The organism is Sphingobium cloacae (assembly GCF_002355855.1).
In the GTDB taxonomy this organism is placed as follows: domain Bacteria; phylum Pseudomonadota; class Alphaproteobacteria; order Sphingomonadales; family Sphingomonadaceae; genus Sphingobium; species Sphingobium cloacae.
Genome location: NZ_AP017655.1, coordinates 3,144,577 through 3,166,974, shown reverse-complemented (window position 1 = coordinate 3,166,974; position 22,398 = coordinate 3,144,577). Strand labels below are relative to the sequence as shown.

Below are 22,398 nucleotides of genomic sequence, written 5' to 3'. Positions count from 1 at the left end.
CCCGGCTTTGCGGCCAAAACATGGTGATGGGACGACGACATATTGAAACTGACCGCCATCGACCGATACCTTGCCCGCCTGATCGCCCTGCCCATGCTGGGCACGCTGGTCGTGGCCGCCATGCTGCTGGTGCTGGACAAGATGCTGAGCCTGTTCGACTTCGTCGCGGCGGAAGGCGGGCCGGTCAGCGTCGTGTGGCGGATGCTGGCCAACATGCTGCCGGAATATCTTTCGCTCGGCATTCCGATCGGGTTGATGCTGGGGATATTGCTGGCTTTCCGCAAGCTGGCGCAGACATCGGAACTGGACGTGATGCGGGCGGTGGGCCTGTCCTACGGGCGGCTGCTGCGGGTGCCCTATCTGTTCGCGATGGGCATGGCGGTGCTGAACCTGGGCATCGTCGGCTTCGTCCAGCCGCTGTCGCGCCATGCCTATGAGGCGCTGCGGTTCGAGTTGCGCTCGGGCGCTCTGGGCGCGTCGATCAAGGTCGGCGAGTTCACGAGCCTGGGCAAGCGCATGACCATGCGGATCGAGCGCAGCCTGGACGAAGGGCGCAACCTCCAGGGCATATTCGTGCGGGCCGAAGGGAAGAACGGGCAATCGCTGGCGGTGACGGCGGCGCAGGGCAGCTTCCTGGCGACGGACGATCCGGACACCATCATCTTCCGCCTGCGCGACGGCGTGCTGGTCAACAATGCGCCCCAATATAAGACGCCGCGAATCCTCTCCTTCTCCAGCCACGACCTGCCCATCGACCTGCCCCAGATAGAGAGTTTCCGCGGGCGCGACGTGGACCGGGAAAAGACGATCATCGAACTGGTCCAGATCGCCCATGACCCCGCCACGCCGCAAAAGCTGCGGAACGAGGTACGCGCCAATTTCCATTTCCGCGTGGTGGAGGTGGTGATGATGATGCTCCTGCCGCTCGCCGCGCTGGCCTTCGCGATTCCGCCCAAGCGATCGACTTCGGCGCTGGGCGTGTTCCTCTCCATCGTGTTCATCGTGACCTATCACAAGATCAACCAATATGGCGAAAGCGTCGGGGCGCTGGGCCGGGTCGACCCGATCATCGCATTGTGGGGGCCGTTCCTGTTGACGGCGGCCCTGATCTTCTGGATGTATCATGTGATTGCGCACCGGCCCGGCGGCCAGCCTATCGGCGCGCTGGAATTTGCCTTCGCCAAGATCGGCAAGAAGCTGCGGAGCATCCTGCCGACGGGCACCCGGCGCAACGGCGGGTCCACGTCACAAGACGCAGAAGCGGAGGGAGCGGCGTGATGTTCGATTTCTTCCCGTCGCGCCAGATCAGCCTCTACATGGCGCGGCTGTTCTTCACCCGCACCCTCGCCGTGCTGGCGATGCTGGTGGTGGTGCTCCAGATGCTCGACCTGCTGGGCGAATCGGGCGACATCCTCGCCTATGCGGGCAATGGCGACGCGCAGCTCTGGCATTATGTCGGCCTGCGCGCGCCGCAGATCATTGCCCGATTCCTGCCATTTTCCGTGCTGCTGGGCACGCTCATCATGCTGGCGACGCTCAACCAGAACAGCGAGATCATCTCGATGAAGGCCGCGGGCCTGTCCGCGCACCAGATCCTGGCGCCGCTGATCGCGTCGGCGCTGGGCGTGGCGCTCATCAGCTATGCCTTCAACGAACGGGTGGTGGCGCGCTCGACGGCGGCGCTCAGTGCGTGGCAGGCCGTCGATTACGGCCCGATCCCGCAGGATAGCGGAGTGAAGGCCAACCCCTGGGTGCTGGACGGCAACAACCTCGTCAACGCGGCCATCGTGGCGGGACGGGGAACGGCGACGCAACTGCGCAACGTCCATATCTACAACCGGCTGGGCAACAGCCTGACGACCATCGTGCGCGCGCCCAAGGGACGTTATGACGCGCGCGCGAAGGATTGGGTGCTGGAAGGCGCGCAGCAGTTCGACGTGGCGCGGGGCACGGTGCAGGAACTGGGCACGGTCCATTTCGGCCGCGACATCCGGCCCGAGCAGTTCACGCTGGCCAAGGTCGATCCCGACGCGCTGACCTTCACCGAATTGCGCTCGGCCATCGCGGACCTGCACGATGCGGGGCGGCCCACGGCGGAACTGGAGGGTAGTTTGTGGCACAAGCTGTCGGGGCCGCTTTCCGCCATATTGATGCCGATATTGGGGTCCGTGGCGGCATTCGGGCTGGCGCGTTCGGGGCAGTTGTTCATCCGCGCGGTCATGGGCATGGCGCTGGGCTTCGCCTATTTCGTGGCGGATAATTTCTCGCTCGCCATGGGGAATCTGGGAGCCTATCCGCCCTTCCTCGCGGCATGGGCGCCGTTCCTGCTGTTCCTGCTGGTGGGCGAGACGGTGTTGTTCCGGACCGAGGAATAGGGGGCGAAGGCTGGTTTCGGCGGGAGCGGACATTGCCACGTCCGTTCGGGCCGACCCTTCGACTTCGCTCGGCCCGAACGGATGTGGGTATCTGGACCCCACCCCTTTGACCGCCCGCCGCATCGGGTTTGCAAATCCATAATCTCCAGATGAAAAGGCCGCCATGCGTATCGTCTATATGGGCACTCCCAATTTCGCGGTTCCGGCGCTGGATGCGCTGCGGCAGGCGGGGCATGACATCGTCGCGGTCTATAGCCAGCCGCCGCGTCCCGCCGGACGGGGCAAGGCCCTGCGCCCCTCCCCCGTGCACAGCCGCGCCGAGGCGTTGGAGATCGAGGTGCGGACGCCGGCGAGCCTGAAGGATGCGGCGGTGCAGGAGGCTTTCTCGGCGCTCGACGCCGATGTGGCGGTGGTGGCGGCCTATGGGCTGATATTGCCCAAGGCGGTGCTGGCGGCGCCGCGTTTCGGATGCCTCAATATCCATGCCTCGCTGCTGCCGCGCTGGCGGGGGGCGGCGCCGATCCAGCGGGCGATATTGGCGGGCGACAATCTGAGCGGCGTTACCATCATGGACATGGAGGCGGGGCTGGATACCGGGCCGATGCGCGCCAAGCATGTGACGCCGATCGAGGACAAGACCGCCGGGGAATTGACTGACGAACTGGCGCTGGCGGGCGGGGAATTGATGGTGGAGGTGCTGGACGACCTGTCGCTGCATCCACCGGTGGCCCAGCCGGAAGAGGGCATCACCTATGCGGCGAAGATCGACAAGGCGGAGGCACGGATCGACTTTTCGCAGGACGCACATCGGGTCGAGCGGCAGGTGCGGGCGTTCAATCCCTTTCCAGGGGCATATTTCGAATATCGCGGGGAGCGGTTCCGGGTGCTGGCGGCACAGGTGGAGGAGCATGACGGGGCGGCTGGCGAACTGCTGGACCACAGCCTGCTGATCGGCTGCGGCCATGGCGCGATCCGGCCGACGCTGATCCAGCGGGCGGGCAAGGGCGCGATGTCGGCGGGAGAATTGCTGCGCGGGTTCGACATGCCCGCGGGCGAACGGATTGCTCCCCCGGGCGCATGACCCGCTTCGCCTTCACCGTGGAGTTTGATGGGCGGCCCTTCATGGGGTGGCAGCGGCAGGCGCATGGGCCGAGCGTGCAGCAGACGATCGAGGAGGCGATCCTTGCGGTGACGGGGGAGCGGGCCGTGATCCATGCGGCGGGGCGGACCGATGCGGGCGTGCATGGGCTGGCGATGCGGTGCCATGCCGATGTCGCGAAGGACATCATGCCCTTTCGGCTGATGGAAGCCTTGAATGCGCGGATGCGGCCTCATCCGGTGGCGGTGCTGGCGTGCGAGGCGGTGGCGGAGGATTGGCATGCGCGCTTTTCCTGCGTGGGGCGGTCCTATGTCTATCGGATCGCCAACCGGCGGGCGCCGCTGACATGGGAGCGCGGGCTGGCCTGGCGGGTGATCCAGCCCTTGGATGAAGTCGCGATGCGGGAGGCGGCGCGGATTCTGTTGGGGCGGCATGACTTCACGACGTTCCGGTCGGTCCATTGCCAGGCGGGGAGTCCGGTCAAGACGCTGGACCGGCTGGATGTCGAGCGCGACGGCGACCGGATCGCGATCCATGCGGCGGCGCGGTCCTTCCTGCATCATCAGGTGCGATCGATGGTGGGGTGCCTGGCCATGGTGGGCATGGGGCGGTGGCGCGTGGGCGACCTGCGCGACGCGCTGGAGGCGCGGGACCGGGCGGCGCTGGGACTCAATGCACCGCCGGACGGGTTGTATTTCGTGCGGGCGGATTATCCCTAGAGGCGCGTTCGGAAGGGGGTGAAGTCGGTGCCCTCGTCATAGACATCGAGCCCTTCGCGACGCTTCAGCGTGTTGACGGCCAGATAGGTGACGGGGGTGAGCACGGCTTCCCATGTGACCTTCATCGCCCAGTTGGTGACCATCACCGTCAGCACCTGATCCGTGCTCCAATGGCCGTAGAAGGCGAGCGGGTAGAAAAGCAGGCTGTCCACCCCCTGCCCCACCACGGTCGATCCGATGGTGCGGGTCCACAAATGCCTGCCCCTGGTCCAGACCTTCATCTTGGCGAGGACGAAGCTGTTCGCCAGTTCGCCTGCCCAGAAAGCGGCGAGCGAGGCGAAGACGATGCGCCATGTGCTGCCGAACACGGCTTCATAAGCCTGCTGGTCGGGCCAGCCCTGCGCCGGCGGGAGGGCGACGACGACCCAGCTCATCAGCGCCATGAACAGCATCGCGCCGAACCCCGCCCAGACGCAGCGGCGCGCGCGAGCATAGCCATAGACTTCGGTCAGCACGTCGCCGATCACATAGCCCAGCGGAAAGAAGAGGATGCCCGCGCCGAAGGTGACGCCGCCCAGCGACGACAGCTTGGCCGCGCCGATGAGGTTGGAGAGGAGGAGGATCGCGACGAAGGCCGCCATGAAGAAATCGAAATAGCGCAGCGGCCGCTGGCCCAGCGCCGCCGCGTCGATTTTCCTGATCCCGTCGCTCATGCAGGATGCATATCGTTCCGGCGGCGGATTGCAAATGCCGCAGGCGATTGCGCGCGGGCGCAAGCGCGGCTATCGAACGCGGCGACGGCCCCGTAGCTCAGCTGGATAGAGCATTCGCCTTCTAAGCGAATGGTCACAGGTTCGAATCCTGTCGGGGTCGCCAACGAAAAGATAACTCAGGGACTTTGCGTTTCTAAGGGGCATAATGTGCTCGCCGAACGCAAGACACAATCCAGCAATTTCTGCGATTTCCTTGGAGCGCACGCATGAGCGCGCGTTCGATTGGCAACATCGCCTCCACCTTCGCGGGTCACAAAAACCCCGACCGTCAACGCACTCCACGCCGCAACAGCTACGACATTGACGATCGCCGGGCGGATGTTTTCCGGCCCGTCCGCGACGGATGGGACTGGATCGGTTCGGTCATGCAGGCATTCGACGAACTTCTGCACCATCAACGCGTCACCAAATACAAGGAGTCGGATCGGCTGCAGGACGGCGACAGGCGCATCCTCTGGAACTTCCTCAAGCTGATCGACTTCAAGACCGGCCGACTCGACCCCAGCTATCAGGAGATCGCCGACCGCGCAGGATGCCACCGTGATACGGCCATAGAAGCGTGCAAGCGGTTCGCCAAATGGCTCGGCCTCAAGTGGGTCCGTCGCACGGTGAAGGCGGAAACAGCCGGACGGGCCGGTCCCCAGCGTGAGCAGATCAGCAACGCATTCCACTTTGATCTGCCATCGGCCCCACGCCGCGTCTGGGAGGCGTTCAAGGCGGCAATCAAGCGTCGTGCTATCAAAAAGCATGGAAAGGCGCCACAGAGCCTCAACAAGCCCCAAAAGGCACCTGACGATCCCGCCTTATCCAATGCCCTTAACGCTCTCGAAAAGACGTTCGATCTTAACGAGCGAGCGCTAGTCGGAAATTCCGACACTATCCCGGTATAAAAATTAAAAGGGGGAATGGACTGCCTTCGGCAGACGTCAATTTGAGGGGACCGCCACCACCGCCGCCTGAAAAGGGCACGAAGCACTCCCGACGCACCGTTGGGGAGCGGTGCCGCTTGCGCGTCACCGATGGCTTCCCAGAGGGAACCATAGGTTGGGATCGCGCTTCCCCTCTCCTGTCGCATCAGCGGCACCGTAGCTGCATCGAATTGCATCAAACCTTTGCGCCTAGAGATGCGCTTTCGGCCCAGCCGTTGAGCCGGCAGGCTCCACATCTCAACACTGCATCAAAACCGACATAAAATGCGCGCGGGCGAGGCGGGGGGAAAAGCGCGCGGCGAGGGGTGGCGGCGGCGGCCCCGGCGCGCAGGCCCGGATCGGCGTGGGTCGGGGCCGGGGGGATGGGCGCGGCCTGCCCGATCGGCCCGGCAGGGGTTGGCTGGGCCTGTAAGATTATTGCGCGACGGCGGCGGCCGCGTCGTCCGGCCACCGATTTCCGATTGACCGAATCGAAGTATGTTCATCATATGTTCCATATCTATCGGAGGTAGTATGGAACGCATCGACGACATTCGGGAGGCCGTGGCGACGGCGCTGGAAACGCGCGGTCTCAATAACCGGGAATTCCTGCGCGATATTCGCGAAGGGCGGCGCGACGAAGGCCCCTATATGCTGGGCGCGCTGGCGTGGGATCAACAGCTGAAGGAGCAGGCGCGATGAGCCGATCCCGTCACAAGGGGGCACGGCCCCTCGTCCGCCATCTGGACAGCTGGTCGGAGGGTCATCCGGTGGCCCATGCGATCCGAACCGGAGACTGCTGGTTCGGCGCGTGGCAGCGGCAGGCATGCATGCCCCTGGCCAAGCTGTCGCGCCTGACGGGCATCCCGATCCAGCGCTTTAGTGCGATCGAATATGGCGGCCCTGTGTCCCGCGCCGAAGTGGATGCGCTGGCCCGCGCGTGGAGCATCAGCACGGCCGACCTGATCGCGTCTATTCCGAACGCCGATCAGGTCATCGACTGATGCTCGATGCGTCTTCCGATATGTCGTTTATATGTTGACATCCGGATATACGTCGCATATAAGCGACAGCATGGAAACGCAGCAAACCCCCGCTTTCGCCGACTGGTTCGACGGCCTTCGCGACCGCAAGGCCAAGTCGAAGATCGCGGGGCGCATCGCCCGCTTCGAACTCGGCCTGATGGGCGACGTGAAATCGGTGGGCGATGGCGTTTCGGAAGCGCGTATCGACTTCGGCCCCGGATACCGCCTCTATTTCACCCGCCGGGGCAACAGGCTGATCGTCCTGCTGGTGGGCGGCGACAAGTCCACCCAGCAGCGGGACATAGCAAGGGCAAAGGACATGGCGGCCCAGATACCCTGAGCCGCCATATGAGAAGGGCAGACACATGACTATCGAACTCAGCCGCTTCGACGCGGCTCAATATCTGACCGAACCGGAGGACCAGGCCGAACTGCTGGCCGATGCCGTCGCGACCGGCGATGCCCAGATCATCGCCAAGGCTATCGGCATCGTCGCCCGCGCGCATGGCATGGTGGAACTGTCCAAGGAAACCGGCCTCAACCGGCAGCAGCTTTATCGCGCGCTGGGGCCGGAAGGCAATCCGACGCTGGCGACCATGCTGAAGGTGCTGCCCGCGCTTGGCCTGCGGATGCGGATAGAGGCGGCGGCCTGAGCCGCCGCCCGCGCCTCGCCTATGCGATGGCGAAATTGCTGACGATCAATTCGCCGACTTCCTTGGCCTTCGGCCCGATCGTGTAGGTGGTCGAAGCTTCGACCATGGGAAAGGCCGCGAACGTCTCGCGCACTCCGGACGTGTCGTTGATCGACATCAGGAACCGGCCCTTGATGCCGCGCAGCTGGGCCGCCAGTCGCTCGAAATCCTCGCGCGCGAAGACATCCTGCCCATAATCGGTTTCGCAGCCCCAATAGGGCGGATCGAGATAGAACAGCGCGCCCTCGCCGTCATAGCGCCGGATGAATTCGCCATAGGGCAGCTGCTCGATGACGACGCCCGAAAGCCGCTCATGAATGTCGGCCAGCATCGGTTCCAGCTTCGTCACGTTGAATCGAGCGCCCGCCCTGCGATCCACGCCGAAATTCCGCCCCTCGACCTTCCCCCCGAAGGCAAGCCGCTGGAGATAGAGGAACCGCGCCGCCCGTTGCAGATCGGTCAGCCGGTCCGGCGGCAACGCCTTCAGCCGATCGAATTCCGCCCTGCTCGCCACGCGAAAGCGCAGCATGTCGATGAAATAGGCATAATGCTCCTGAAGGACACGGAAGAGGGTCGCCACGTCGCCCGAAACGTCATTGATCGCTTCGGCCTGCGGCTTGCGGCTGCGGCGCAGGAAAATGCCGCCCATGCCCACGAACGGCTCGGCATAGCTGAGATGGGGAATGCGATCGATGATCGCACAGATCCGACGCGCCAGATTGCGCTTGCCGCCGATATAGCCAGCGGCGGGGGACACAGAACGAACTGCGGTTAGGGTCATGTTTACCATTTGCCTTCCATTGATCGCCCACCCCGGATGAGGGGCGGGACAGGCCGGGGTGGCCTTTGGTCGTGGCGAATTTAGGCTTCGCCGGTGAACCGCGTGACAGCGCGGCGCACCCCCGCTTCCCGGCCTGACGCCGGTCGGCGGGCGATGGATCAGGCGGCGGCTTTCACCCGCTCCTTGAAGCGGACGGCTTCGACGCCCAGCTTTTCGTTCACTTCGAGACAGACGGCCTGCAACGGTTCGATTTCCAGTTCGTGGAAGCTGTCCAGCGCCTTGGCCGGATCGCCGAAGCCGCCTGCATTCGCGGGGATGATGCCCAGCAGCTGGGGCGGCACCCGGTGCGCGGCCAGAACATCGTCCCGCGTCGTGTTCTTGATCCCCAGAAATTCATCCTTCGCGCCGACCTCCGCGATCGGAACGACCTTGATGCCGCCTTCCTTCCCTTCCGGCTGGTGGACGAACAGGTTTCGGAAATTGCCCGGTCCCTTGGACTTCCGCATGGCTTCGCGGATCGCGTCCACGTCGCCGTCGGTGAATTGCCCGGTCGCATGGAGGATGAAACCGGCATGACTGCCGTTCAGATAATAGCGGCGGCGGAACAGGGTCGCGCTTTCATTGAGCAGCGCCGATTGCAGGGCGGATAGATATTCGGGCAGGCCATAAATCTCCTGATTGACATCAGGAGCCGCCACCTGAATGACGCGGCCGCGCGGAAATTCGACTTCGTTCTTATATCCCGGCACCCACCAATAGCTGCCCTCCTCCACCCCGCGCCGCACATATTTCGCAAGCGCATGATCGAGCCGCAGCGGATCGCCTAGGCGGTTGTGCTTCACCTCGAAATAGAAATTGCCGAACACCAGATAATCCTGCACCGCCGCCATGAAGGCGCGGCGCGACAGGTAGGGCGTCGGGTCGAGGCTGGCGGCCAGCATGTTGCGCTTCAGCATGATCGCGCTCGAATGGTGCGGGCTGACGCGATAAGCCCGCGCGAGGCCGTCCAGCGACAGCGGCGGCTCATACCAGCGCTGGTTGTGCCAGCATTCCAGCATATCCAGCACGGTCGCCCGATCCAGCACGGGTTCCGGGTCGCCGAAGGTGAAGGCTTCGACATGCGACCGATTGCCGTTCGCCGCGACGATCGCGCCGCCGGCGGCCTCGCGGCTTTCGCGGCGGTTCATTTTGCGGGCGCGCTTGCTCATAGAATCTCCATTGTCCCTTTGGGCTTTTCCTTGCCGTCCAGCGGCTCGTTCATCAGGATGTGCATGGTGGCCCACGCCAGATCGGCATGGCCGTCATTGCCGCCGCGCCCCGCCTTGAACGTGACGTTGCGGCCGCTGGTGGTCAGCGTCTTCTTGATCGACACGAAGGCCGAAACGATGTCGAGCATTCCGGCATCGAACGCGATGCGCGCGCGGCGGATGACGTTCTGCGCCTTCATGATCATCTGGGCTTTGACATCGAGCGAATATTCGATCTTCACGACCGAACAGCCGGGGATGGCTCCCGGTTTGGCGAGCAGCTGATAGACGCCAGCCCCGACGCCCTGCGCGTCGATGCCCAGATAGGTGCAGTTGTATCGGGACAGCACGGCCTTGATGAATTCAACCTGCTGCTCGAAATCGAGGCCGCGCAGCTGGTGGCGCTCAAGGATGCGGAACTGTCCGCCCTCGACCAGCGGCGGCGCGGCGATGACAAGGGCGGCGTTGTCGCCCTCCTCGCTTTCCTGCGGATCGTAACCGGCCCAGACTGAGCGATTGCCGTATGGCCGCGCCGCCTCGATGTTGAAATCGGTCCATTCGACCAGGCTGTCGCACCCGCAGGCGATCAGGTCGTTGAACTTGAAGGCCGACAGGCTGTCGTCGACAAATTCGCATAGGAACAGGTTGGCGAACTCGTCGGGCGCATATTCGTCTTCCAGCTCCTCGATGTCGAACAGGTCGCAGCCGCCCGCTTCGGCATCGCGGATATTGACGATGTTGCGCCAGATACGATCCGGCCCGACCATGCCGATCGCCAACGCGGCATGGCTGACGTCGATTTCGATACGGTCGGCCTTTTTGCGCCGCCGGTTGCGCCGCTCGCCGGTCCAATAGGGATAGGCGGGATGCGCGATGCTGGACGGCGTCGAAAAGTAGGTTTTGCGCCACTTCTTGTGGGTCGCCATGCCAGAGGCGACCTTGTTCAATTCTTCGAACGAATGGACCCAGAAAAATTCGTCAAAGTAGAAATTGCCGTGGCGGCCCTGCGCGGTGCGGAAATTGGTGCCCAGAAAATGCAGTTCGGCCGCCGCTTCCTCCGCTGGGCGAAGGTCGGACGTGATCAGCATGGGATCGCCGGTCAGCGACACCCCGACCAGTTTCGCGAAACTGACGATGTAGGATCGGAACTGGTGCGCCTGCGCCTTCGAAGCCGACAGGAATATCTGGTTCCGGCCCGTCTCGATCGCGTCGATCAGGGCTTCGAAGGCGAAATAATAGGTCGCACCGATCTGGCGCGATTTCAGGATCATGCGGGTCCGCTGATCCTTCGCCTGCCACCAGCGATGCTGATAATCGTAAAGGCCGTCGAGGAAGATGCGCTTCAGTTCGGCCGCCTGTTCGGCGGTGAAATGGTTCTTCTTCGGCTTTTTCCGTGGCCCCGCGTTCCGGTTGTTGACCTTTTCGTTCAGGTCACCGGCATGGCCGCCCGGTGCATCGTAACGGCGGACGCGGGCGAGGCTTTCGATCTGCCGGGACAGGGCGTCCATTTCGACGAGATCGCCGGGGGTTTTCTTCTCCTTGGCGATCAGCGTCAGCAGGCGGATTTCCAGCCCGTCTTCGATTTTCCTGATCGACGGCGCGTCATCCCAGCGGTCGCGCTGTTTCCAGCTTTCGATGGTGGCGCGCGGGATGGGCTTGCCCTTGTCGCCCACCACGCCATGCAGATCGAATTCTTCGGCGATCTGCGTAATGCCCCATCCGCGCCAATACAGGCTGCGCGCATGGCGGCGCGGATCGAACTGCCACATGGCAGACGGTGCGCCGGGTTGCGGGGGGACAGGCGTCGACATCGCGCCGGACCATGCCGCGCCGTTCCGCCCGCCCGCACCGCGCCGCTTGTGTAGAGCCGCGCCTTACACAAGGGCGGACTTGAGACAGTGCCCCTTCGGTTCCTTTCTGCCCCCTGCAATCAGGGACAGCCCCCCGCCAACACAGGAACCGGACCCGCGCCATGGCCAAGAGCAAGTTTTTCCGCGTCTTCGTTGAAGGCTTCACCGCGAGCGACGGCCGCAAGATCGAGGCCGCGTGGATCGATGAAATCGTGGCGAATTTCAATCCCGCCACCTACACGCCCCGCATCAGCTGCGAGCATATCAAGGGCTTCAGCCCGGAACCGCCGTTCAACGCCTATGGCAGCGTGACGGCCGTGAAGGCCCAGACCGACGAACTCGAAATTGACGGCCAGAAGCAGCGCCGACGCGCGCTTTATGCCCAGATCGATCCGAACGAACAGCTGCTCAAGATCAACAAGGCAGACCAGAAGCTATTCACCTCTGTCGAGATCACGCCTGATTTTGGCGGCACCGGCAAGGTCGGACTGATCGGTCTGGCGGTGACGGACAATCCCGCATCCTTGGGGACCGAAGCCCTCAGCTTCTCCGGGCTGAAACCCATGTTCGACGCGCGCAAGCAGCATCCCAACAACCTGTTTTCCGCCGCTATCGAGACGGAAATCGTGCTGGAGGTCGAGAAGATGGATGCCGCCGCCATCGCGGAAGGCACGAAGTCCGGCTTCCTCAGCGCCTTCGCCAGCCTTCTCAAGGGCAATGACAAGCCCAAGGAAGAACCTCAGCAGGCACCGCCGCCCGCCAATGACAACAGTTTCGACGTTGCCCGTTTCGCGACGGTCATGGCCGAACAGGTCACGGCCGCGATGAAGCCCGCCTTCGATCGGATGGACACGCTCGACGCCCGGTTCGAGAGGCTGGAAACGAAGCTGGCCCATTCCGAACAGGGCAGCTTTTCCCGCTCGACCGCGACCGGAGCGGGCGCATCCGTCCAGACTGACTGCTGATCGCCGCCCTTCCATCTCCCCCACGCCCCGGAGAAATCCATGCTTCGTGAAACCCGCATCCAGTTCAACCGCTACATGGCCCAGCTGGCCCGCCTGAACGGCGTCGAAAACGCAGGCGAATCCTTCTCGGTCGCCCCCACTATCCAGCAGCGGTTGAATGAACTGATCCAGAAATCCAGCGCCTTCCTCAGCAAAATCGCCTTCGAGACCGTCCCCAATCAGGAAGGCCAGAAGGTCGGCGTAGGCGTTACGCGGCCCCTCGCGGGTCGGGTCAATACGCGCGGCGGAACGGCGCGCGCGCCCACCGATCCGACCGACACCAGCGATGGCGGCACCTATCGCTGCGAACAGACTTTCTATGACCATGCCCTGGCATGGGAACGACTCGACGCATGGCGGCACAAGCCTGAATTCCAGACGCTGGTGCGCGATGTCATCGTGAAGCGTCAGGGCCTCGACCGCATCACCATCGGGTTCCACGGCACGTCCGTAGCGTCGACGACTGACCGCGTTGCGAACCCGCGCCTTCAGGACGTGAACAAGGGCTGGTTGCACAAGATTCGGACCTTCGCGCCCGAACGTGTGCTGGACGATGGCGCGCTGACGGCAGCGGGAAAGGCCATCTATGTGTCCGACACGCCCACCGTCGCCAAGCGCGACTATGTGAACCTCGACGCCCTTGTGAAGGATGTCGCCAGTTCGTTGCTCGATGAATGGCATCAGGACGCCGATGACCTCGTCGTCATGATCGGTCGCAACCTGGTCAGCGACAAATATATGCCGATCATCAACGCGGCCGCCAATACGGCAACGGAAATCGTCGCGCGTGATACCATCCTGCGCGCGGGCAATCAGGTCGGCGGGCTTTATGCCGAGCGCGTCCCCGACTTCCCGACCGCCACCTTGCTGATCACCAGCTACAAGAATCTGGCGATCTACGAACAGGAGGAATCGCGCCGTCGCTACGTGAAGGATGAGCCGGAACTGACGCAGATCGCGAACTATGAAAGCGTCAATGAGGCCTTCGTCGTCGAAGACTATGGCAAGTGCGCGCTGGTCGAAAACATCGTGATGGGGCCGAAGCCGGACTGATCCGGCTCGGCTCCATCGCTCTTCCATCCCCTCCATCTGACAGGACACGCACATGAGCCTCGCTCGCCAGCACCGGGAACGCGTTCTCGCCGCCAAATCCGTCGCGTCCGCTCCCGAAGGTGGAGCGGAACACGTCCCCGCCGCCGATTTTCCCCCGGCGGCGGGGGCGACCAACGCCACGCCGGAGCAGCGCGCGGCCGCCCAGATCGGCCTGCGCCTGACGCACGATCTTCGCCGCCTGAAGGAAATCAAGTCCATCGACATGAAGGTGGATGCCAAGCGGCAGATGCTGCCCGAATATCGCGATTGGCTGCTCGGCCTGCTGGAAGCCGATCAGGGCGTCGGCACCGGCACGGCGGCCGAAGTCGCGCCGACCGTCATGGTCTGGCTGATCGACGTGGGCGATTATGACGCCGCGCTTCGGATCGCCGATTTCCTGATGCGCCATGATGTGCCGATGCCATCGCGCTACAATCGCGATGTCGCGACCGTGCTGGTCGAGGAGATCGCGGACGCGGCCATCAAGGCGCAGAATGCAGGCGAAGCCTTTGACCTCGCTATCCTGTCGCGGGTCGATGACCTGACCGAAACGGTCGATATGCATGACGAGGCCCGCGCCAAGCTGATGAAGGCGCTGGGCATCGAATTGCTGCTTCGCGCGGAAGATGCGGATGCGCAGGAAGCGCCCACGGCACTGAATCTCGCCCTGACCGCCCTGCGCGAAGCCCATCGGCTGAATGACCGCGTGGGCGTCAAGGATCGCATCAAGCGGGCGGAAAAGCTGCTGGCGGCCTGCGCCGCCGCCGCGCCCGCAACCGAACAGGGCGGCGATACCGCCGCCTGACACGCTCGCCCCCGGCGCTCGTGGGCGGATCGCGCGAGGCGGGAGGCCTTCGGGCCGAAGGGCCGTCCTCTGACCCGATCCCCACCCACGTAAACCGGGGGCCGACACAGGAGGAAATCATGCCCCATGCCCCTCTCGCGCTGATCGCCACCGTCGCCATGTGCGCGCTGTTGTCCGCCATGTTCTGTTTCGACCGGATTGGGAACGTGGTCCGGCTTCCGCACATGCTCGCCGACGCGGTGCCGCCGCGCTTTCGTCATCGCAAGGACTTGCGGATCGTCCTGCCCCTGCTGATGATCTTCGAGATCGCCGCGGTCGCCTTCTGGGCTTTCGCCACCTTCGCCTGTCTGGTCTTCCTCGCGCGGCTGCTCCTGTCATGAGCAGCTTCGTGGCTCTCCCGCCCTCTGCCGCGTCCGAGCCGCCGCCAGCGGAAACGGTCGTCGTCAATGACGGTTTCTTCCCCGACATCGACCCGGCGCGGGTGCGGGATGACGCGCGCATTTCGACCAGCATCACGCCCGCGCGCCTGCGCGCCGCGATCATCGGCGCGATCATGCGCGTGGAAATCGATCTGCGCGCCTTCGCGATCGATGCCATCGCGGAGGGTCATGACAAGCTGGCGAATGTGCCCGCCCCGGATCTGGACGGAGAGAGCGTTCAGGTCATCCGCTACCGGCGCGCCATCGCGTTGTTCGCCAAGGCCGAACTGATCGAGCGTCACCGCGATTTCGACCTGACGGCCGCCGGGGTCAACCAGTCCGACGAACTGGAACAGTCGATCGGCGATCTTCGCCGCGATGCCCAGCATGCGATCCGCGACATGCTGGGCCGCACCCGCACCACGGTTGACCTGATCTGATGGCCGCCGCGATGACATTGATGGCCAAGCAGGGCGACACCATCGAACTGCTGCTGTTCCGCGACGCGGGGCTTGGGCCGTTGCATGTCGGCCGCGTTCTGGAAGCCAATCCCGGCCTGTCGCGCCACGGCCCGGTGTTGCCGCTGGGCACCGTCATCCTCGTTCCCGCCGCCATCAATGCGTCCGCCCCCAGGACGCTGCCCCTCATCCAACTCTGGGACTGATCCATGGACCTTCGCACCTTTCTTCAGAACGCCGCCGACATCGCCGGTTCGCTTTCGCCGTCGCTGATCGGTTCGGCCGTCGCGCAGGCATGGAAACCCGCGCTGCCATGGCGCCAGCGCTTCCTGCAATGGGTGGTGGGATCGACCGTCAGTTTCTACGCCACGCGCGCGATCGTCTCGGCCACGGGCTGGGGCGATTTCGTCGCGCAGTCCATCGCCTTCGGCATCGCCCTTCTCGCCTTCGACGCCACGCCACGCATCGCTCGCGCCGTCATCGACACGCTGACCAGCGTGCCGGGGCGCATCGCCGACCGCTTCCTGCCCGAAAAGGACTGATCGCCATGCAGCTTTCGCCCCATTTCAGCCTGGCTGAATTCACCGCGTCCGCGACCGCCACGGCCCAGCGGATCGACAACACGCCCGGTGCCCGCTCGATCGCCGCGATGCAGCTGCTTTGCGCGAAAGTGCTGGAGCCGCTGCGCGCCCATTTCGGCAGGCCGATCCGCGTCACCTCCGGCTTTCGGTCCGTCAAGCTATGTCTGGCGGTCGGTTCATCCTCGGCCAGTCAGCACGCGCAGGGCGAAGCCGCAGACTTGGAAATTCCCGGCATCGACAATGTGTCGGTCGCCACCTTCATCCGCGACCGCCTGGCATTCGACCAGCTCATTCTGGAAAACTACGTCCGGGGCCAGCCCAACAGCGGCTGGATTCATGTCAGCTACCGGGAAGGCCGCCTGCGCAAGGACGTGCTGACCTATTCGCGCCGCACCTATTTCAGGGGGCTTCTGCCATGACCATCGGCCTGCCCCAACTCGCCCTTGCGGGCGCGCTCGCGGCCTGCGTGGCGGGCATCGGCGGCTATTTCCAAGGCGTCAGCGTCGGCGCGGCGCAGGAACAGGCGGCGCAGAAGCGCGCCAATGACGCGGCCGAGGCCGAACGCAAAAAGCTGCAAGCCCGGATCGACGCATCGTCGGAGCGGTTTGCGGAGAATGAATTTGCCCGTCAGGGCGCGGTCAGGGAAATCCGCCATGAAAGCCAGAAGGTCATTGAACGCCCGGTCTATCGCAATCTGTGCGTCGATGCTGACGGCGTCGGCCTGCTCGACCGCGCCGCCGCCACCGCCAACAGCGACGATATCTGGGGGCTTGCTGGCGACACCCGCCCGATTGCCGAACGTCCGGAGGACTGAGGCCGGCGACATGACCGGCGCGCAATGCCACGGCAGCCTGACGGACCTTTATGACGTGGCGGGCCAGATCCGCGCGACGTTGATCGAGTTGCAGCGTCAGGCCCGGATGGCCTGCGGATCGCGTTGATGCGCAAGCTGCGATCCCTGCGCGCATGGCTCACGCAATGCCTGCCCGATTATGCGAAGCACCCCGATCTGCTGGAAATCTGGGCCGAAGAGGGGCGCGTCCTGTCGAAACAGTCGCGCTCGCTCTCTTTCCTCTACGGCTATACGGCAAAGGTCGGCCTGTGGGATTTCGCGGGCGATCCCGATCATGTCATGGTGCCGGTGCTGGCATGGATCGAGAAGGAACAGCCGCTCCTCCTCGATCGTGAGGACGGAGCGCCCTTCACCTTCGAACCCGATCTGCTCGACGGCGACAAATGCGACCTGTTGCTGTCGATCGATCTTACCGAACGGGTATTGGTCAAAATCCGGGGCGACGGCAGCGGCTATGATCTGGAGCATCCGCCCGAACCCGATCTGGCGGACCGTTTCGAAGGCGTCGACGCCCGCTTCCTTCAGGGCTTCGGCAACATCGAGCGCCTTGTGGAGAGCCGCGATCCCCATGCCGTCCTGACGGACGCCATACCGCCCGATGCCTGATCCCCGCGCATGACGAACGAACTGGAAGAAGTCGAACGGATAGCGGGCGCGCTGCTGCGCGACCTGTCGCCGGGTCAGCGCCGGTCCCTGATGCGCCGCATGGCCCGCGAACTGGCGGCCAGCCAGCGCCAGCGCATCGCGGCGCAGCGGCAACCGGACGGATCGGCCTTCGCCCCGCGCAAGGCGAAACAGCCGCCGGTGTCGGGACGGGGCGCGGCCTGCTTCCTCTACCCTTCAGGCGGCGGAGGCGCGCCGCGCCGCGTCATCATGAAGAGCTTCACATGGGCGACGGGCCGGATGATGACCGGCTTCGACATCGAGGCGGGCGGCATCCGTTCGTTCGAATTCGACAAGGTGGTCAAATGGCTTCCTGTCCCTGCCCAATATCGCAATGCGAACGCGGGACGGCTGCGGCGGCGGGGCGGCGTCAAGCGGCGCGCCATGTTCCGCCGCCTCGCCAGCGCCCGCTATCTGCGCAGCGGCGTCGAGGATCAGGGCTTCTGGGTCGGATTTTCCGGCAAGGTGTCCCAGATCGCCAGCACCCATCATTTCGGCCTGCGCGACAAGCCGTCCGTCCGCGCCGCCGCCGTTCGCTATCCCGTCCGCGAACTGCTGGGCGATACCGCCGCCGATCGCGAACGGATGCTGGACATGCTCTATCTGCATCTGGCCGACGATCTGGACTGACGGCCGGGCAAGGGCTTGTGTAGAGCCGCGCCTTACACAAGCGGGCAATGGCACGTCCGGTCCCGCCGTGCAGACCATCGCGCGCCATGGCCCTTACTTCCTCCGCCGCGCTCGACCTGTCCAAGCTGCCGCCTCCCGCCTTCGTGGAGACGCTGGATTATGAGGCGATCCTTGCCGACCTGATCGCGGAGGCGAAGGACAGGATGCCCGGTTTCGCGCCGCGCGAAAGCTCGCCCGCGATGAAGCTGCTGGAGATTTTCGCCTATCGCGAAATGCTGCTGCGCCAGCGCTTCAACGATGTCGGCCGGTCGATCATGCTCGCCTTCGGCCATGATGCCGATCTGGATCATCTGGCGGCCTTCTATGGCGTGGATCGCCTGTTGATCCGGCCCGCGACGGACCTTGAACCGGAAGTGCTGGAAGATGACGACAGCTTCCGCGCCCGCATCCAGCTTGCGCCCGAAGAACTGCCTTATGCGGGCATCACCGGCGCGGGCTATCGCTCGCGCGCTCTGCGGCTCTCGCCCGCGATCAAGGATGTCGCGACGATCAAGCGCGAGGGCGGGCGGGTGGACGTGGTCCTGCTCGGCCGCGAGGGCGACGGCACGGTGCCGCCGGACATCGTGCAGCTGGTGACGCGATCCTTTCTGGAGGAAGACGCGGTGCAGCTGACGGACATCGTCACGATCCGGGCCGCCCAGATCCTGCCCTATGACATCGCGCTGACCCTGCATGTCCGCCCCGGTCCCGACCAGTCGCTGTTGCGCGTGGCGGCCGAAGAAGCGGTGCGCCGCTATGCCGCGCTGCGTCATCGCGTGGGGGCGGTCGTTTTCGCGCAGATGCTCAGTTCCGCCGCTTCGGTCGGCGGGGTCGAGCATGTCGGCATCGGGTCGGCCGACATCGATCCCGGTCCCTATGGCGCGGCATGGCTGCGCGATCTGACCGTCGACGTGCAGGTTATCGGCGGATGAGCGCGGCGCGCGATCTTCTTTTGCCGGTCGGCAGCACGGCCTTTGAACGGGCGATGGCGGCGGCCGCCGCCTTGCCCTTTTCCCGGCTGTCGGCCGACGAGATCGCGCATTTCTGGAATGCGGACCTCTGCCCGCTGCCGATGCTGGGGCATCTGGCGTGGCAATTGTCCGTGGATATCTGGCAGGATGGCTGGAGCGAAAGCCGCAAGCGGGAAGTGTGCCGCAACGCCCTGCGCCTGCATCGCCTGAAAACCACGGTCGCGGGCATCCGCGCGCATCTGGAGCTGGTCGACGCGGACCTTCTGCGCGTGACGCGGCCGCCCGCGAAAAGCTGGCTGCATGGCGCGCTGACCGCCAAGGAACTCGCGGCATGGCGCGCGCGCCTGCCCCAGATCAGGATTTATCCCTTTCGCCTCCCTTCCACGGCCGATCGCCGGTTCTATATGGCGCGCCGTGGCGGATGGCTCGATGCGGGCTGGCTCCGGCCATCGCGCGGGGCTGTCCTGCTGGGCGAGCGCGCGGCCTTTCACGATGGCGGCGTCGACGTGCCGGTTCGCATCGAGCGGCTGGACGATGGGCTGGTGTCGCGCATCTTCCTGAAGCGCCATGCGCGGCGCGGCCGCTTCGTCGGGGCGGCATGGCTTCAGGCCAGCATGGCCGCGCGGCAGGTCGTGACGCTCCGCCTGGACGATGCCGCGCCGGATTTCGCGGCGCCTGCGGGGATGGAGCCGATCGACATCCGTCCGCTGCGCGTCTCGGAAGGGCGCTTCGCGCCGCGTTCCCTTGCCTTTGGCGGACGCTTCGGGGGGTATCTGGCGCAATCCCACGGCCCATTGATGCTGTTCGATTGCGTCTATCTCCACGCGCCCGACCGCGCGCCCGCCATGCGCAAGGCGCGCAGCTGGTATGGCGTTTCTCGTCTCGGCATGTCGCCCTACAGCGCGGAACTCAAGGTCCGCGTCCCGATGCGCCGCCCGCGCCAGCGCGCGGCCCGCTGGCTGGGGCAAGGGCATGTCATGGCGGCGGACCTCGCCCCGCTTCATCGCGCCATGGAAGCCGTCCGCGTTTCGAAGGCCCTGCGCGACACCATCCTGATCGACACGGCCACCCGCGCGCCCGTCCGGTTCGGCGCGGGCCTGAAGTTCGGGGAATTCACTTTCGGAGAAAATAGGGAGATCGTCTAATGCAGCGCCGCGTGAATTTTTACGATCGCATGGACCTCAGCCATGCCGATCTGAACACTATGCAGGCGTTCGCGCAGGCATCCATGGATGACATCGTGGCGGACGGCATCGCCGCCGAACGCAAATATGCGGGCTTCGACGCGGTCGCGACCGGGGTGGCGGAACTGACCGTCCAACCGGGCCGCCTCTATGTGGGCGGGCGCGCCTACAAGCGCGATACGGCGTTCGTGAAGGATTTCACCACCTCGCTCCCCGTCGCCACCAAGAAGATCGTCAGCCTTGTCATCTATGGCGACCAGGTCGAAACCGATGTGCGGCCGCGTGAAATCCTGCTCGATGTCGAAACCGGATCGTCGGAGGCGCGCGCGCTGGCGATGGAGACGGCGCGCCTGTGCATCGTCAATGTCGCGTCGGGTCAGGAAAATGCCGATCCGCTGCCGCCCATCCTCGACGCCGCCGTGCTGGAAGTGGCGCGCATCGTCCTGACGCCCGTCGGCATCCAGTCCGTCACCATGATGACGGCGAACCGGCTCGACAGCGTTCAGGCCGTCGCCCTGCGATCGGCCGCGCTCGAAACCTTCCGCGCCCGCGTCGAACCGCAGGTGGCTTCGCTCGCCTCCGACATCGCCGCGCTGACCAAGGGACAGTCGGGCGTCGTCAGCCTCGACATGTACGGGCGGATGCTGGGCCGCCTCGCGGTCATGGAAAAGAAGATGGACATCCCCGGCAACGCGCTCGATTCGGCGGCCGACTTCTTCCTTGACGCGTCCGCGTCGGACCTCGCCTTTGCCGGATCGTCGGTGAAGCTGGACGAAGGGCTTCGCTTCGCCGACGACGCGGCCGGGATCGCGCCCTTGCAGGTGTTCGATCCCTTGAATCCCCGCGCCAAGGTGGTGGGCGGGATGCTGCTGCCCGCCTATAAGCGGGTGAAGCGGTTCGCCGTCGGCCGCGCGACCGGCGAAACCCAGCTGTCCTCGTTCAGCTACGCCACCCATGAAATGGTGCAGAAGACGGTCAGCCGCAGCCGCGTCCGATATGGCGGGACGCGGCTGGTCAGTTCGTCCATCGCATGGTGGAAATCGGGCCTGTTCGACACCACGGCGCTGATCTTCGGCCGCGAAGGGGAAGTCTGGCCAGCCTTCCCCGGCAGCATCGGCCTGTCGCGCCTGTGGCACCATTATGTGCGCGCGCCTTATTGCTGGGTCGACAGCTATGAGGAAAGCTATTGGGAAGACGTCACCACCGAACATAGCGTCAACGGGACGCAGGCGGCGGAAACCTTCCTTCAGGCCAACGATATGTGGCTCGATGCCGTGGGCCTCAATTTCACGCGCCTTGCGGCTGACGGCGCGGTCACCGTCGCGATCTGCGAAACCGACCGGGGCGCGCCGCTGCTCGACAAGGTCATTGCCCGCGCGACCGTCGACCGCGCCGCGCTGAAGCTCAATGAGGAAACCGTCATCCCGTTGCAGCCGACCTTCCTGACCGGCGGCGTCCGCTATGCCATCGTCATCCTGACGGCGGCGGATCACTGGATCGGCACGGTGCAGGGCAGCGTCTATCCGCAGGGCACGATGTTCTATGTGCTGGACGGCGCTTATCAGCAGGGCGACGGGACGAAGGACATCGCCTTCTCGCTCTATGCGGCCGAGTTTGAATCGCCGCGCACCGTCATCGACCTCAGCCCGATCCAGTTGAACGGCGGCATCGTCGATATCGACGTGCTGGCCCCCACGATCGTTCCCGGCGCGGCGCAGCTGACCTATGAAGTGCAGATCGGCGGGGCCTGGCATCCGCTGGCCAGCGCGGAGGAACTGGCGCTGGGCGCGGGCGGCGCCATTCCGCCGCTGTTGCCCTTCCGCGCGGTGTTCAGCGGCACCACGGACGTGATGCCCGCCGTCAGCCTGACCGATTCGCAGGTGAAGGTGTCGCGGCCGAAAACGGCCTTCACCCATTTTTCCGCCATTCGGAACCTGCCGGGCACCTCGACCAGCATCCATGTGACGGCGCGGCTGGAAGGATTCGATACCGCGCATCACAGCGCCGCCTGCCATCTGCGCACCGGCGGGGGCTATGCCACCGAAACCGCGCCGTCCGCCACGGTCGATGCTCCGACCGAAGATGGCGCGATCGAGCGGACGTGGACCTTCACGCTGGGCGCGGCCGTCGCGAGCTACCGCATCAAATTGTCGGGAACGACCGACAATGTGCTGCGCGGCTTTCACGTCGCCGCGCGCAAGGATTTCGCCCTCTAACCGAAAGGAAGGCC

Annotated in this window: 27 protein-coding genes and 1 tRNA gene; 24 read left to right on the top strand and 4 right to left on the bottom strand. The window is 64.9% G+C overall.

Annotated elements, in window-relative coordinates:
- Nucleotides 1-93: 93 nt before the first annotated feature.
- From SCLO_RS15495 to truA, 4 genes are all read left to right on the top strand, one after another.
- On the top strand, nt 94-1,278 hold the full coding sequence (locus SCLO_RS15495) for an LptF/LptG family permease (protein ID WP_066519784.1): 1,185 nt from the start codon (nt 94-96) through the stop codon (nt 1,276-1,278).
- Nucleotides 1,275-2,375, top strand: coding sequence for an LPS export ABC transporter permease LptG (lptG, locus tag SCLO_RS15490; RefSeq protein ID WP_083949140.1), 1,101 nt, complete (start codon nt 1,275-1,277; stop codon nt 2,373-2,375). Before SCLO_RS15495 ends, lptG begins: the two co-directional genes overlap by 4 nt.
- A 163-nt stretch (nt 2,376-2,538) precedes the next feature.
- The gene (gene fmt, locus SCLO_RS15485) at nt 2,539-3,456 is read left to right on the top strand and encodes a methionyl-tRNA formyltransferase (RefSeq protein WP_066519656.1); all 918 of its coding nucleotides are present in this window, start codon (nt 2,539-2,541) and stop codon (nt 3,454-3,456) included.
- Complete coding sequence (truA, locus tag SCLO_RS15480) at nt 3,453-4,193, top strand: tRNA pseudouridine(38-40) synthase TruA (RefSeq protein ID WP_066519663.1); 741 nt, start codon at nt 3,453-3,455, stop codon at nt 4,191-4,193. The genes fmt and truA overlap by 4 nt, the downstream gene beginning before the upstream one ends.
- On the opposite strand, the gene SCLO_RS15475 is transcribed toward truA, so the two are convergent.
- Nucleotides 4,190-4,906 carry a queuosine precursor transporter gene (locus tag SCLO_RS15475; RefSeq protein WP_066519667.1) on the bottom strand — a complete coding sequence of 239 codons (717 nt, stop codon included), beginning with the start codon at nt 4,904-4,906 and terminating at the stop codon, nt 4,190-4,192. The two genes, truA and SCLO_RS15475, sit on opposite strands and share 4 nt — an antisense overlap.
- Nucleotides 4,907-4,992: 86 nt before the next feature.
- Between SCLO_RS15475 and SCLO_RS15470 the strand changes: the two genes are divergently transcribed.
- From SCLO_RS15470 to SCLO_RS15450, 6 genes are all read left to right on the top strand, one after another.
- Nucleotides 4,993-5,069 (top strand) — tRNA-Arg (locus tag SCLO_RS15470).
- Between the two features lie 103 nt (nt 5,070-5,172).
- Nucleotides 5,173-5,856: a hypothetical protein gene (locus SCLO_RS15465; protein WP_066519668.1), complete on the top strand. Its 684-nt coding sequence runs from the start codon at nt 5,173-5,175 to the stop codon at nt 5,854-5,856.
- A 552-nt stretch (nt 5,857-6,408) separates the two neighbouring features.
- Nucleotides 6,409-6,576: a hypothetical protein gene (locus SCLO_RS23455; RefSeq protein WP_169800571.1), complete on the top strand. Its 168-nt coding sequence runs from the start codon at nt 6,409-6,411 to the stop codon at nt 6,574-6,576.
- A complete protein-coding gene (locus SCLO_RS15460) occupies nt 6,573-6,878 on the top strand; it encodes a hypothetical protein (protein WP_066519670.1) in 306 nt (101 codons plus the stop codon). Before SCLO_RS23455 ends, SCLO_RS15460 begins: the two co-directional genes overlap by 4 nt.
- 70 nt (nt 6,879-6,948) lie before the next feature.
- Nucleotides 6,949-7,239, top strand: coding sequence for a type II toxin-antitoxin system RelE/ParE family toxin (locus SCLO_RS15455; RefSeq protein ID WP_066519793.1), 291 nt, complete (start codon nt 6,949-6,951; stop codon nt 7,237-7,239).
- Between the two features lie 25 nt (nt 7,240-7,264).
- Nucleotides 7,265-7,552: an addiction module antidote protein gene (locus SCLO_RS15450; RefSeq protein ID WP_066519673.1), complete on the top strand. Its 288-nt coding sequence runs from the start codon at nt 7,265-7,267 to the stop codon at nt 7,550-7,552.
- A gap of 19 nt (nt 7,553-7,571) precedes the next feature.
- On the opposite strand, the gene SCLO_RS15445 is transcribed toward SCLO_RS15450, so the two are convergent.
- From SCLO_RS15445 to SCLO_RS15435, 3 genes are all read right to left on the bottom strand, one after another.
- Nucleotides 7,572-8,372, bottom strand: coding sequence for a DNA adenine methylase (locus SCLO_RS15445; RefSeq protein WP_083949141.1), 801 nt, complete (start codon nt 8,370-8,372; stop codon nt 7,572-7,574).
- A 158-nt stretch (nt 8,373-8,530) separates the two neighbouring features.
- Entirely contained in the window at nt 8,531-9,580 is a 1,050-nt protein-coding gene (locus SCLO_RS15440) for a phage portal protein (RefSeq protein ID WP_066519682.1), read from the bottom strand.
- Nucleotides 9,577-11,430: a terminase large subunit domain-containing protein gene (locus tag SCLO_RS15435; protein WP_083949142.1), complete on the bottom strand. Its 1,854-nt coding sequence runs from the start codon at nt 11,428-11,430 to the stop codon at nt 9,577-9,579. Before SCLO_RS15435 ends, SCLO_RS15440 begins: the two co-directional genes overlap by 4 nt.
- A 161-nt stretch (nt 11,431-11,591) precedes the next feature.
- Between SCLO_RS15435 and SCLO_RS15430 the strand changes: the two genes are divergently transcribed.
- From SCLO_RS15430 to SCLO_RS15360, 14 genes are all read left to right on the top strand, one after another.
- Nucleotides 11,592-12,434 carry a GPO family capsid scaffolding protein gene (locus SCLO_RS15430; protein ID WP_066519686.1) on the top strand — a complete coding sequence of 281 codons (843 nt, stop codon included), beginning with the start codon at nt 11,592-11,594 and terminating at the stop codon, nt 12,432-12,434.
- Nucleotides 12,435-12,473: 39 nt separating this feature from the next.
- Nucleotides 12,474-13,526 carry a phage major capsid protein, P2 family gene (locus tag SCLO_RS15425; protein ID WP_066519689.1) on the top strand — a complete coding sequence of 351 codons (1,053 nt, stop codon included), beginning with the start codon at nt 12,474-12,476 and terminating at the stop codon, nt 13,524-13,526.
- 52 nt (nt 13,527-13,578) lie between these two features.
- Nucleotides 13,579-14,370, top strand: coding sequence for a phage terminase small subunit (gpM, locus tag SCLO_RS15420; RefSeq protein WP_066519691.1), 792 nt, complete (start codon nt 13,579-13,581; stop codon nt 14,368-14,370).
- Nucleotides 14,371-14,489: 119 nt separating this feature from the next.
- The gene (locus SCLO_RS15415; protein WP_066519693.1) at nt 14,490-14,750 is read left to right on the top strand and encodes a hypothetical protein; all 261 of its coding nucleotides are present in this window, start codon (nt 14,490-14,492) and stop codon (nt 14,748-14,750) included.
- Nucleotides 14,747-15,229 (top strand): head completion/stabilization protein, encoded by a 483-nt coding sequence (locus tag SCLO_RS15410; RefSeq protein WP_066519695.1) that lies wholly within the window; start codon nt 14,747-14,749, stop codon nt 15,227-15,229. The genes SCLO_RS15415 and SCLO_RS15410 overlap by 4 nt, the downstream gene beginning before the upstream one ends.
- An 11-nt stretch (nt 15,230-15,240) precedes the next feature.
- Nucleotides 15,241-15,453, top strand: a complete 213-nt coding sequence (locus SCLO_RS15405) for a tail protein X (RefSeq protein WP_231923257.1) — start codon at nt 15,241-15,243, stop codon at nt 15,451-15,453.
- 3 nt (nt 15,454-15,456) lie between these two features.
- Complete coding sequence (locus SCLO_RS15400) at nt 15,457-15,789, top strand: hypothetical protein (protein ID WP_066519700.1); 333 nt, start codon at nt 15,457-15,459, stop codon at nt 15,787-15,789.
- Between the two features lie 5 nt (nt 15,790-15,794).
- The gene (locus SCLO_RS15395) at nt 15,795-16,247 is read left to right on the top strand and encodes a D-Ala-D-Ala carboxypeptidase family metallohydrolase (RefSeq protein WP_066519702.1); all 453 of its coding nucleotides are present in this window, start codon (nt 15,795-15,797) and stop codon (nt 16,245-16,247) included.
- Nucleotides 16,244-16,642 carry a hypothetical protein gene (locus tag SCLO_RS15390; protein WP_066519705.1) on the top strand — a complete coding sequence of 133 codons (399 nt, stop codon included), beginning with the start codon at nt 16,244-16,246 and terminating at the stop codon, nt 16,640-16,642. The genes SCLO_RS15395 and SCLO_RS15390 overlap by 4 nt, the downstream gene beginning before the upstream one ends.
- 126 nt (nt 16,643-16,768) lie before the next feature.
- Nucleotides 16,769-17,287, top strand: a complete 519-nt coding sequence (locus SCLO_RS15380; RefSeq protein ID WP_066519708.1) for a phage tail protein — start codon at nt 16,769-16,771, stop codon at nt 17,285-17,287.
- 9 nt (nt 17,288-17,296) lie between these two features.
- Nucleotides 17,297-17,974, top strand: a complete 678-nt coding sequence (locus SCLO_RS15375; protein ID WP_066519711.1) for a phage virion morphogenesis protein — start codon at nt 17,297-17,299, stop codon at nt 17,972-17,974.
- 86 nt (nt 17,975-18,060) lie between these two features.
- The gene (locus SCLO_RS15370; protein ID WP_066519718.1) at nt 18,061-18,945 is read left to right on the top strand and encodes a baseplate assembly protein; all 885 of its coding nucleotides are present in this window, start codon (nt 18,061-18,063) and stop codon (nt 18,943-18,945) included.
- Nucleotides 18,942-20,129 (top strand): phage tail protein I, encoded by a 1,188-nt coding sequence (locus SCLO_RS15365; protein WP_066519720.1) that lies wholly within the window; start codon nt 18,942-18,944, stop codon nt 20,127-20,129. Before SCLO_RS15370 ends, SCLO_RS15365 begins: the two co-directional genes overlap by 4 nt.
- Nucleotides 20,129-22,384, top strand: a complete 2,256-nt coding sequence (locus tag SCLO_RS15360) for a hypothetical protein (RefSeq protein WP_066519723.1) — start codon at nt 20,129-20,131, stop codon at nt 22,382-22,384. The genes SCLO_RS15365 and SCLO_RS15360 overlap by 1 nt, the downstream gene beginning before the upstream one ends.
- Nucleotides 22,385-22,398: the final 14 nt, after the last annotated feature.